At 67.6% G+C, this 11,421-nt stretch carries 10 protein-coding genes; 3 read left to right on the top strand and 7 right to left on the bottom strand.

Features of this window, described 5'->3' with window-relative positions; translation table 11 throughout:
- The 3 genes from U9978_RS15305 to U9978_RS15295 all read right to left on the bottom strand — a co-directional run.
- Positions 1-493: Ppx/GppA phosphatase family protein (locus U9978_RS15305; protein ID WP_416210984.1), on the bottom strand; the 493-nt coding region annotated here is incomplete at its 3' end.
- Positions 494-854: 361 nt separating this feature from the next.
- Positions 855-1,535 carry a response regulator transcription factor gene (locus U9978_RS15300; protein ID WP_322750065.1) on the bottom strand — a complete coding sequence of 227 codons (681 nt, stop codon included), beginning with the start codon at positions 1,533-1,535 and terminating at the stop codon, positions 855-857.
- A gap of 3 nt (positions 1,536-1,538) precedes the next feature.
- Positions 1,539-2,756, bottom strand: a complete 1,218-nt coding sequence (locus U9978_RS15295; protein WP_322761802.1) for a sensor histidine kinase — start codon at positions 2,754-2,756, stop codon at positions 1,539-1,541.
- Between the two features lie 475 nt (positions 2,757-3,231).
- On the opposite strand from U9978_RS15295, the gene phoU reads away from it, so the two are divergent.
- Positions 3,232-3,873, top strand: coding sequence for a phosphate signaling complex protein PhoU (gene phoU / locus U9978_RS15290; RefSeq protein WP_322761801.1), 642 nt, complete (start codon positions 3,232-3,234; stop codon positions 3,871-3,873).
- Between the two features lie 108 nt (positions 3,874-3,981).
- On the opposite strand, the gene U9978_RS15285 is transcribed toward phoU, so the two are convergent.
- The gene (locus U9978_RS15285; protein ID WP_322761800.1) at positions 3,982-4,716 is read right to left on the bottom strand and encodes a phosphoglyceromutase; all 735 of its coding nucleotides are present in this window, start codon (positions 4,714-4,716) and stop codon (positions 3,982-3,984) included.
- Positions 4,717-5,213: 497 nt separating this feature from the next.
- Here U9978_RS15285 and U9978_RS15280 point away from each other — a divergent pair, with 497 nt between their 5' ends.
- Both U9978_RS15280 and U9978_RS15275 read left to right on the top strand, forming a co-directional pair.
- On the top strand, positions 5,214-5,663 hold the full coding sequence (locus U9978_RS15280) for a Fur family transcriptional regulator (RefSeq protein ID WP_322761799.1): 450 nt from the start codon (positions 5,214-5,216) through the stop codon (positions 5,661-5,663).
- Positions 5,641-6,879, top strand: coding sequence for a folate-binding protein (locus U9978_RS15275; protein WP_322761798.1), 1,239 nt, complete (start codon positions 5,641-5,643; stop codon positions 6,877-6,879). Before U9978_RS15280 ends, U9978_RS15275 begins: the two co-directional genes overlap by 23 nt.
- A 160-nt stretch (positions 6,880-7,039) precedes the next feature.
- Here the strand turns inward: U9978_RS15275 and U9978_RS15270 are convergent, their stop codons facing one another.
- From U9978_RS15270 to U9978_RS15260, 3 genes are all read right to left on the bottom strand, one after another.
- A complete protein-coding gene (locus tag U9978_RS15270; protein ID WP_322761797.1) occupies positions 7,040-8,392 on the bottom strand; it encodes a transcriptional regulator in 1,353 nt (450 codons plus the stop codon).
- Positions 8,393-8,793: 401 nt separating this feature from the next.
- On the bottom strand, positions 8,794-9,963 hold the full coding sequence (locus U9978_RS15265) for an ABC transporter ATP-binding protein (RefSeq protein WP_322761796.1): 1,170 nt from the start codon (positions 9,961-9,963) through the stop codon (positions 8,794-8,796).
- 97 nt (positions 9,964-10,060) lie between these two features.
- Positions 10,061-11,398, bottom strand: a complete 1,338-nt coding sequence (locus U9978_RS15260; protein ID WP_322761824.1) for an extracellular solute-binding protein — start codon at positions 11,396-11,398, stop codon at positions 10,061-10,063.
- Positions 11,399-11,421 lie beyond the last annotated feature (23 nt).

Here is an 11,421-nt window from a genome sequence, read left to right as displayed (position 1 = left end):
GGACCGCCCCACTGTTGGTGGCGTCACGCAGAGCCGATGTGGCGAACGCCACCAGGTCGTCCACGCCAAGATCGTCAGAGCGACCACGCATCTGGATGATGGTCTCGGTCAATGTCCGCTCACCCGCGGCGGACAACGCGCCATCGCTGTCGAGGAGCTCTACCAGCCGCAGTGGAACCTTCACGCTCGCCGCCGGCAACGGTTGGCCGCCGACGTGCGCATCGACGACCAGCAGGTGCACCGTGTTCGACCCGATGTCGATCACGCCGAGGCGCATCCGACCGACCGAGACACGCGGCACGGCTGGCTGGCCGTCAGCCTGGCCCAGCTGGCCCTGACCGGCGGCGCCCCCGCTCACGACATCCCGGTCCGGGGCGGACCTGTCCGCGGCCTGCCTGTTGGCCTGCCCGTTGGTCTGCCGGTCCGTGACCTGCCGGCCGACCGCGTCCCGATCAGCCCCCGGCTGACTACCGACAGCCGGCTTCACCGACACGGCACGCAGTCACACGATGTAGCGGCCAACCGGCCGCTCTGTGCTGACCGCAGCAGCTTCACCACGTTCGCATCCACTCCTGTCGATTGTCGGTAGCGGGACGCATGGACGTTCCCGGCGGACACACCCGCTCATCAGCTCGCGGACCTGCCCGGCCGGGACGGAACCCCGGTGACGGTGACTGCGACCGCGCCCATCAGCCAGGGTCCGGCGTTCGGGCCTGTCCATGGATTCCGGCAGCGCACCGGCAGCGCACCGGCAGCGCAGCGGCAGCACACCGGGACACGCTTCGTGTGCTCACCACCGTACGTGGCATGGAAGATCTTGGAGCCGCCCCGCCCCGACCACGATACGACAATGATCAGGGTTCGAACTTGTAACCCAGCCCTCGGACGGTCACCAAATGGCGCGGATTGCCCGGCTCATCCTCGATCTTCGTCCGGAGCCGCTTGACATGGACGTCGAGGGTCTTGGTGTCCCCGACGTAGTCCGACCCCCACACGCGGTCGATCAGCTGGCCACGGGTGAGCACCCGACCCGCGTTACGCAGGAACATCTCCAGCAGCTCGAACTCCTTCAGCGGCAGCGGGACAGCGGCCCCGTCGACCGTGACCACGTGACGTTCGACATCCATCCGGACCGGGCCGGCCTCCAGCGTCGCGGTGATGCGTTCCTCGGCCTCGCCGCGGCGGCGGAGTACCGCGCGGATCCGGGCGACCAGCTCACGGGCGGAGAACGGTTTGGTGACGTAGTCGTCAGCACCCAGTTCCAGGCCGACGACCTTGTCGATCTCACTGTCGCGAGCCGTCAGCATGATCACAGGAACCGCCGACTGCTGGCGCAGTGCCCGACAGACCTCGGTTCCGGACAGGCCGGGCAACATCAGGTCCAACAGTACAAGATCAGCGCCGTGCCGCTCGAACTCGGCCAGCGCAGCCGGCCCGTCGGTGGCGACCGCGACCTCGAACCCCTCCCGTTCAAGCATGAACGACAACGCGTCCGAGAACGACTCCTCGTCCTCCACGACCAGAAGGCGGGTCACCCTTCACGCTCCTTCGTCATCATTGTCGTTTCCACGCTCGGTATCCGCATCGGTATCGGTTTCCGTATCGGTATCGGTATCGGTATCGGGATCGGGATCGGGATCGGTTTCGCCACCGGCATCGCCGCCGGTCCGCAACAGGGGCAATCTGATCGTGAAGGTCGACCCGGCACCTTCGGCACTCCACACACTGACGCTTCCCCCGTGGTTCGTCGCGACGTGCTTGACGATCGCGAGCCCCAGCCCGGTGCCCCCCGTCTGGCGGGAACGCGCCGGGTCGGCACGGTAGAAGCGTTCGAACACGCGCTCCAGGTCCCGTTCGGCGATCCCGATACCTTCGTCGGCGACGGACAACTCGACCGTGTCGCCCGCCCGTCGAACCCCGATGACCACTCGGGTGCCCGTTGGCGAGTAGCTCACGGCGTTGTCGAGCAGATTCGCCAACGCCGTTGCGAGCTGCCCCTCGTCCCCGCTGACGGCGAAATCGCTGTCACCGATCACGGCAATGGTGATCTCGCGGGCCGAAGCGGTCAGCCGGGTACGGTCCAGCGCCTCGGCCAGCACCGCCGAGACCCGGACCGGGCGCGGGTCAGGCTTCGGGTCCGCGCCCTGCAGACGGGACAGGTCGATGATCTCCTGCACGAGGCGCGCGAGCCTGGAGGACTCACGGGTCATCCGGGAAGCGAAACGCCGGACGGCAACCGGGTCGTCGCTGGCGACGGCAACCGCTTCGGCAAGCACATGCAGGGCGCCGACCGGGGTCTTGAGCTCATGACTGACATTGGCCACGAAGTCCCGACGGACCGCCTCCACCCGGCGGGCCTCGGTGACGTCGTCGAGGATCACGGCCACGTGGCCGTCCGCACCAAGGCGCAGGGTGCGAGCCCGCACGGCGAACGCCTCCTGATCAGGACGCGGGCGGGTCAGCGGCGGCTCCGGACGCGGTGGTAGACCGAGCTGGCGGTCACGGTCGACGCCGTCCGCGCGGGTCTGTCCGACCAGATCACTCAGCTCGTCGAGAGCCAACCGGCCACCGTCGATCACGCCCATGCTCCGGGCAGCCGGGTTGGCCAGCACCACGGCACCGTCCGCGTCCAGCACGACCAACCCGGACGGCAGGCCGTCGACCAAGCGCCGGATGAGTCGGGACGGCAGGGCCGGCTGCGTGGCCGCCGCTCCAGATGCCGCCGAAACAGGAGCTGCCGAACCGGAGACCGCCACTGCAGGTACCTCCGCTCCGGACCCGGTGACAGGCCGCTCCGGAGCGGAACGCGACCCCGGGTTGGACGAATCCGGGCGAAGCACGAACCTGGGCCCTCGCTCACCCACACCGTCACCCACGGGCCGAATCGTAGGTGGCCAACGGTAGCCTGCGCGTGTATCAACCTAACCAGAAGCGATCGTCACCAGGAGTTCATTCGGCTCACGTGATCTGTTCACCGCAGGGCGAGCGCCACCGACGATCGTTTGATCGTGGCAGGGTGGCGCAGCTGTCGGGACCGCGCGTTGTTCGGGAAGCCACCGCAGCCTCGCGGTACCTCGCGACATGTTCGAGGCCTTGGGGGCGGCATCCTTTCCGGACCGCCGATATCGACCCGTTGCGCTGGGGGCGGCGGGTACGTGGTAATCACCACGAGACCCGTCCCTGCTGTGATCAAATGGGCCGACAACCGCCACGAACACGAAGGAGCCGTCCGTGCGGGACGCCTTCCACGACGATCTCGACAGCATCAATTCGTCACTCGTGGAGATGACCAATCTGGTCGCCTCCGCGATGGCGCGAGCGACAACCGCGCTGCTCGATGCCGATCTACAGCTGGCCGAAGGCGTGATCACCGCCGACGAAACAGTGGATCTTCTCCGTAACGAGATCGAGCAGAGATCCTTCGAGATAATGGCGCGCCAGCAGCCAGTTGCCACCGACCTGCGGATCATGGTCACGACGCTACGCATCGTCGCAGATCTCGAGCGCATGGGCGATCTTGCGCTACACGTGGCCAAAGTGGCCCGACGACGTTACCCGGGACGCGCCATCCCGCCGGAGCTGAACTCGACCATCCTGGAGATGGGTCAGGTGGCGCAACGGATCGTGGCCAAGGCCGGGTCGGTCATCGCGGGCCACGATGCCGCCCTCGCCAAGGAGCTGGAGGGCGACGACGATTCCATGGACGCCCTGCACCGCAAGCTCTTCCACGTGCTGCTGGAAACCGAGTGGACCTACGGCATGGAGGCTGCGATCGACATCACCCTGTGCGGTCGCTTCTACGAGCGTTACGCCGACCATGCGGTTTCAGTCGCCCATCGGGTGATCTACCTCGTAACCGGCGACAAGATCTAAATCACCAGACAGGGATCACCGGCCGGTGAGCGGATGGGGCGCCGGGCACCGGATGTGCCGCCCGGATGTGCCGCCCGGTCTCGGCGGCACATCCTCAGGCACCGGTCGTTACTTCTTTCCCTGCGCCGCCACGGCAGCGGCGGCCGTCGCCGCTGCCGCCGGGTCGAGGTACGCCGAACTCACGACCGCTAGATCGTCGTCCAACTCGTAACGCAACGGAATGCCGGTGGGGATGTTCATACCAGCGATGTCAGCATCGCTGATCCCGTCCAGATGCTTCACCAGCGCGCGCAGCGAGTTGCCGTGGGCGGCGACGAGCACGACCTGCCCGGCCCGCAGGTCGGGCACGATCGCGTCGTACCAGTACGGCAGCATTCGCACCACGACGTCGCGCAGACACTCGGTCGTCGGAATCACATCCGGCGGCAGGCCGGCGTACCGCTCGTCCACCCCGCTGGCCTGGTCAGGCCCGATCGGCGGCGGCGGCGTGTCATAGGAGCGACGCCAGAGCATGAACTGCTCCTCGCCGTACTTCCCGAGCGTCTCGGCCTTGTCCAGGCCCTGCAGACCCCCGTAGTGCCGCTCGTTGAGGCGCCACGAACGGCGGACCGGGATCCAGGTGCGTCCGGAGGCGTCCAAGGCGATCCAGGCGGTGCGGATCGCACGCACCAGCAGCGATGTGTGCACCACGTCGGGCAGGAGGCCGCAGTCGCGCAGAAGCTCGCCGCCGCGGGTCGCCTCTTTGACACCCTTGTCGGAAAGATCTACATCCACCCAGCCGGTGAACAGGTTCTCACGGTTCCACGTGCTCTCGCCGTGGCGGAGCAGGACGAGCGTCGGCATGCCATCGATCCTGCCGCAACCCGGGCGTCGCATGTGGCCGGATCGACGCGACGCGCTCCCGCGGACCCACAACCCGGCTGGGAGGACCCGCAGCCACGGCACCTTGTGCCCCGCAACGCCGGGTCCACCCGCTCTGGATCACAAACAGGAGCCCCCGAGCGATTCCATCAACCCCTGTTCGGGGATGATGAGCCGTCGGGACCAGCGACGACGCTCGGGGGCCTGGTGCCTGTCTGGTTCTCGCCGGTACCGGTGCCCGCAGGTCACCCGGCCGGGTGAGGACCACGAGACCGGCTAGCGGACAGTCACCTCACGAGTCCGTTTATCACACAAAACTGGACCACCTCCCTTCCCGTGTGCAGACAACGCTACGTTCGCCCTGGCGTGCTCCGCAACTGCTTTTTCACCGCGGTGGCGCTCCGCCCGAAAGCGAACGCCGGCGGGCGGACGCCGGCTGCGGCATAACCGCGCCGCCCTGGGCCAGCTACACTCAGTCCATGGCGGTGGACGTCGAGGGTGGGCCGCGGGGTGGCTGGCAGACGCAGCTACGATCTCACGGCTACCGTCTCACGCCGCAACGTCAACTCGTGCTGGAGGCGGTCGCCCGGCTCGGCCATGCCACCCCGGAGGACATCGTCACGGAGGTCCGCCGCACAGCGGGCGGGGTCAACATCTCGACGGTGTACCGGACGCTGGAGCTTCTCGAGAAGCTCGAACTCGTTTCCCATGCCCACCTCGGGCACGGCGCGCCTACCTATCACGCCGCCGGCGCCGAAGACCACGTTCACCTCGTCTGCGGAGCCTGCGGGGCCGTCCAGGAAGTCTCCCCGACCGTGCTGTCCGACCTGGTCATCGCCCTGCGGGATCGCTTCGGTTTCGCGGTGGACGTCAGCCACGTGGCGCTCACGGGCCGATGTGTGGACTGTGCAGACCCGAAAGCTGGTTGAACAGTCCATGACTGCCGACTCCACCACCGCACCCGGGACCGACGCTGAACCGCACGCGTCGAACGAACCGGGTGGCGACATCCACTACCGCTCTCCATTGCTGGACATCGCCGGTGCAGTGCCCGCCACCGGACCCGACCTCGGGGTAGCCGACCACTACGGGGACCCACTGCGTGAACAGCGCGAGGCCGAACGAGGCGCGGCGGTCGTCGACCGCTCGCACCGCGGGGTCATCCGCATCACCGGCCCGGACCGCCTGTCCTGGCTGCACAGCATCACATCCCAACACCTCAACACACTGCCGGCGATGCGGGGCAGCGAGGCGTTGGTGCTGTCCCCGCACGGCCACGTCGAACATCATCTGATGATCGCGGACGACGGCACGACGACCTGGCTGGATGTTGAACCGGACACCACTGACGCTCTGCTGGCCTACCTTGCGTCGATGAGGTTCCTGCTCCGGGTGGAGCCCACGGACGCCACCGGCGCTCGGTCCGTCCTCTCGGTGCTCGGTCCGGCCGCGGTGGATGCCGTGACCAGTGCCCTCGGTCCGCTCGACCGCCCGCTCCCACGGCCCGGCGGTGGGGCCGGCGGCGGGGCTGAGGTATCCGGCGCTGACGGCGACCAGCTAGCTCAGGGGCTGTACCCGTTGGCGGCGACCTCGGCGACCGCGACCGGCCGCCAGGATCCGGATGTGGCCGGGACGCTCGTCCGGGCCATGCCCCACGGCGTCGACCTGTTGATCCCGCGACCGGAGCTGACCACGACGGTCGAACGGTTGCAGTCAACCGGAGTGACGCTGGCTGGCGTGTCCGCGTTCGAAGCGCTGCGGGTCGCCGACCGTCGGCCTCGCCTGGGCACCGACACCGACCACCGGACGATCCCGCACGAAGTCGGCTGGCTGTCCACGGCCGTCCACCTCGACAAGGGATGCTACCGGGGCCAGGAAACCGTCGCCCGGGTGCACAACCTGGGGCGCCCGCCGCGCCGCATGGTGTTGCTGCACCTTGACGGCAGCACAGTCAGCCGAGGGGTGCCGGTAACTGTCGGTGGCCGGGTGGTGGGGTTCGTCGGCACCTCAGCCATGCACGCGGTGCTCGGTCCGGTTGCGCTGGCCATCGTTAAGCGCAACGTCGCCGACGCCGCCGCCCTGGTGCTCGACGATCCGGAGACAGGCGAGGTCGCCGCGTCCATCGACCCGGCTGGGCGTGTCTGATGGATGTTGGTCGATGCGGGCGATGATCCATCAGACACGCCCTAGCGGGCCGCAGCAGCCGGTCCGTCCGGCAGGTCGGCTTAGAGCGACCGGGCGACCGGGCGACCAGAATGACCGCACGATTACAAGGCTGACCGCGCTATGGCCGGTCGCTCCACGTTCAGACCGAACGGGCGGTGAGAAGCTGGTCCGCTTCGCGTGCCCGCGGATCGGAGGCATGTCGGCGCAGACGCCGACGCACATCCTCGGCCCGCCGCCCGTTGCGCTGCGACCGGGTGGCCTCAAGTAGCGGTGCGACTTCGCGGACCAACATGCAGCCGTGGTCAAGGTTACCCAGATCGATCTGAACCGCCGCATGACGTAGCAAATAGGTGGCGTGGTCGCGGGCGTGGACGGCCGGATGCAGGGCTAGGGCCGCAGTCAGCCACCGGTCGGCCTGAGGCAGCCGGCCGAGGTCGATGTAGCAGATTCCGATCTGGGCGGCGTACGACCCCTCGTCGAAAATGCCTGCCCAGGCCGGGTCCTGCGGGGTCGCCCGTTCAAAAGCAGCCTCGCAGCGCACGAGCGCGCGGGAGCATTCGGCCGGCTCCCCCAGCGCCGCATAGGCGCGCGCCAACCTCATCTGGAACATCGCGCCGGCCCGTCCGCTGATGCCACCGCTACTGGCGACGGCTGCATGCGCAAGTTCAACGGCCTCCCGCGGGCGCTCGAAGTCAACGCACTGAAGCGACATGTTTTTCATGATGTTCGCGCCGACCAGGCGGTCCCCGGCTGCATGGGCGGCGTGCAGGGCCGCGATCCAGTAACGCTGGGCGCTGGTGTGGTAACCGGCATCGAACGACGCCCAGCCCGCGACCCGGGCGAGTTCAGCCGCCAGCAGCTGGAGCCTTTCCCCGATCTTCTCCGTGTACGAACCCCGGGCAAGCAGCTCGGTGACCACCCCGAGCTCGGCGTCCACCAGCCGTCGGACACTGTCACCACCAAGCCGATCGTCCATCAGACGTAACCCGGGGATGTTGTGTTCGATACGGTTGACGATCTGCGCGTCCACCTGCCCGCCGTCGAGCGCCGCGGCGAGCCGGGCAGGCTCGAGGTTCAACCACTCGCCGGCCAGGGCAGCCACGCCGGCTCCGGTGATGGTCAGAAATCCACGACGGTCGGTCAGGGCGTCCTCGACAACATCGATCATGGACGTCACACTGCCCGCGCCGCTCCACGGGTAGTCGGTACGTACAACGTCACCGGTCGGCAGCCATGCGGGCCATGGATGGGCCTCGACCTTCTCCGACGGGACGCCGAGTTCGGCGGCGAGCGCGAGCTGTGACACCCGATCGGGCACCACGCCGCGGTGTTCCCAACGCCAGACCTTCTGGCGTTCCGCCGCCATGTTGGCCACCCCCAGGTCGCGCGCTCGACGCGCCACCACCCGGGCCAGCCTCTGGTAGGACCAGCCACGCTGCGCTCGGACGAACGCGAGCGGGTGGGTGCAGGCACCGGCACCGTCGGTCAACATCATCCGTCTCCTTCGAGTCGCAATTGGTGAGCAGTGAACAACAGTAGGTGGCACATCCTCTTTCGTACAGTGATGACTTCAGTGCGATGCGTGCACACGGTCACTCGGAGACAACAGAGCACGCATGACCACACCGAATGCACGGTGTTCGCAACATTGATCGCATCTACGCCCCATAAAGCAGCCGATAACACCGCTATCTGCCCAACAGCTTGCTATCAAGCAAGCGACCAAACAGATCGTACCGTCGCCCTTGGGCAACGTAGGAGCCTGGACTACAACGAGATCACACGTATCGTGCCGCATCAATCGCTCAGTGCAGGCAGCCGCCGAGATGCGCATAAACGGGCAAAACCGCGTGTAACGGTATAATCACGGCATGAACGAGCAGGCTTCCATGGTCAGGACGGCAGGAGATGCCCGTCCCGGTCGAAAAAAAACAACGACTCGATGGATGCACCAAGCGTCACTAGAACGCCACCAGGAGGAAGATGATCGGCACCGACGCGGACGGCGAGCATGCCGGCCTCGGTCCGGACGTAGACCGAACGATCCGCGCCTAGGCGCTCGACCACGACCACCTCGCCGCCGATCCGGAATGCGTCATCTCGACCCGTGGCGCTACCGGCACGATCGCCGGCCTCATCCGGCCCGGCCAGGCGCAGATGCTCCGGCCTGACACCCACCGCCACCGAACCGGCCGGCGCGGGAACGACGAAACCCCTGCCGCGCAGCGTTGCGTCCACCCAGGTGCCGTCGCAGACATTCATCGGCGGGCCACCGACGAAGGTAGCCACGAATCGCGTGGCCGGCCGGTCATAGATCTCGTCCGGGGTGCCGATCTGCTCGAGGCGTCCACGGTTGAGTACGGCGACCCGATCACCAACAGCCATGGCCTCCGCCTGGTCATGGGTGACGAACAGCGCGGTCGACCCCAGGCCGCGCAGCAGGGCCACGATCTCCACCCGCAGCTCAACCCGCAGTTGCGCATCAAGCCCGGACATGGGTTCGTCGAGCAGGACGACCTTTGCCCGGGTGGCCAACGCCCGCCCGATGGCAACCCGCTGGCGCTGGCCCCCTGACATCCCTGCCGGCCGACGGCCCGCCAGATCGCCGATGGTGAGCATCTCCAACGTTTCGCGGGCCCGCGCACGGGCCGCCGACTTCGACATCCCGCGCCCGTACCTCAGCGCCAGCACGAGATTGTCCAGCGCGGTCAGGTGCGGGTAGAGCGCGAAATGCTGGAACACCATCGAGACGTCGCGCTGGTGCGGTGCGACACCACGCTGGCTGATGCCGCCGAAGCGCAAGTCACCCGCGGTCGGCGCCTCAAGGCCGGCGCAGATCCGCAGCAGCGTCGACTTCCCGGATCCAGACGGCCCGAGCAGGGCCACGATCTCCCCCGGCTCCACCGACAGGCTCACGGCGTCGAGCGCACGGACTGCGCCGAAGATCCGGCTGACCCCGTCCACCTCGATGCGGACCCCGGTCCCTGCCACGGCCGGGGTCACCTCGGGCGCACCCGCGAGACTCCCCCTGTCCGTGGCAGGCTCAACCACCGATCCACTCATGATCGTCTTCCCTGTGACAGCCGCTGAGCCGGCTGGAGAGCCGGCTGGAGAGCGAACCACCACGGGCGACAGCGCCGACCACGGTGGATTCGGACGGTCATTGGGTGAGATTCTCCGCCTGGCTCTGCAACTCGGTCAGGGTAGCCGCCGGATCAGCACCCATCATGATCTTCTGGACCTCATCCGACGCAAACGCGGGTACTTCACCACCACGCGTCCCAGTCCAGTAAGGCGCCCGAACGAGTGAGTCCACCGTTGCGTTGAAGGGTACGAGCTGCGGAAACTGCTGGTAGAGCGGTACCAGCCGGTTGGCGGCTTCAATGTCGACCGGCAGGTAACTCAGCGCCTCCACACCGGCTGCGACGACGTCCGGAGCGAGCAGCGACACCATCAGTTCGGTGGCCATCTCATTCTGACAACGATCGGTTGCGAGCACCACGAGGCCGTTGCCACCGGCCACCGGGTGCTGGGTGCCGCCCGGCAGGACCGGGATCGGCGCCACTCCGAGCGGAAAAGCGCCCTTGCCCTGCTGCTCGAGTCCTCGTAGCCCCGGCACGACCGAGTTGATGCTCGCCCCGGCGATCGCGGTCTGCTTGCTCAAGCCGAAACGGACCAGGGCATCGGTCGGAGTCTTCGACTGCGGCCCGTAACTGCCGACCTTGGCCAGGAAGCCGGCGGCGGCACGAGCGGCGTCGGTGGTGAAGTTCGGCCGGCCCTCGGCGTTCTGGATGTTCGCGCCCTTCGAGCCGGCAATGGTGTTGAGGAACCACTGACCAAACTGATCCCCGGTCGGCAGGTCGATCGGTTGTACGCCCGGCAGCGCAGATTTGATCTTGTCGGCCGCGGCGATGACGCCTGCGGTGTCCGCCAGGGACTTCGGATCCACGCCGGCCTTGGCCAGCATGTCGGAATTGTAGAGCAGAACGGGGACGGACACCTGCTGGGGAACGGCGTACAGCTGCTTGCCGACCTTGCCCAGAGTCGTGAACCGCTGATCGTATGAGGCGCGCAACAACCGCGGCGCCAGCTCCTGCGCGTCGAGCTGCTGGACAAAGGTGGGCAGCAGGTCGAACCCGGCGACCGCAAGGTCGGTCGTGCGCCCGGCTGAGGCGTCGGCGCTGATCTGCTGGACGATCTGGGTGTAGGTGGTCGCAGTCGAGGTGATCTCGACGGTCAGGCCCGGATGGGCCTTCTCCATATAGGCCTTGCCGGACTTGGCCGTGTCATTGAGCGGGCCGCTCACGGTCATCCGCAGCGTCTTGACCTTGGTGGCGCACTGGGTGGATGCTCTGGCTCCGTTGACGTCGTCCACGGCAGCGGTCGCGGGCCGCGCGGTCGGGCGGAGACTGGAGTTGACCGACGGACCACTCGAGCCGCCGACTCCGCACGCGGTGGCCATGAACACGACAGCGGCGAGGGTGAGCAGCCTGACCATGCCTTTCCTCGCGCGGCCGGCGG

The organism is Protofrankia sp. Cr2, assembly GCF_963555885.1.
Classification (GTDB): Bacteria; Actinomycetota; Actinomycetes; order Frankiales; family Frankiaceae; genus Protofrankia.
Note: the sequence above shows the minus strand (reverse complement) of the source record. Positions and strands in the feature narration are given on the sequence as shown.

What these genes read in the sequence shown, in the direction of transcription:
- U9978_RS15265 (WP_322761796.1), bottom strand. Translation starts at nt 9,963, where the DNA reads ATGAGTGGATCGGTGGTTGAGCCTGCCACGGACAGGGGGAGTCTCGCG.
- U9978_RS15285 (WP_322761800.1), bottom strand. Translation starts at nt 4,716, where the DNA reads ATGCCGACGCTCGTCCTGCTCCGCCACGGCGAGAGCACGTGGAACCGT.
- U9978_RS15260 (WP_322761824.1), bottom strand. Translation starts at nt 11,398, where the DNA reads ATGGTCAGGCTGCTCACCCTCGCCGCTGTCGTGTTCATGGCCACCGCG.
- U9978_RS15270 (WP_322761797.1), bottom strand. Translation starts at nt 8,392, where the DNA reads ATGTTGACCGACGGTGCCGGTGCCTGCACCCACCCGCTCGCGTTCGTC.
- U9978_RS15280 (WP_322761799.1), top strand. Translation starts at nt 5,214, where the DNA reads ATGGCGGTGGACGTCGAGGGTGGGCCGCGGGGTGGCTGGCAGACGCAG.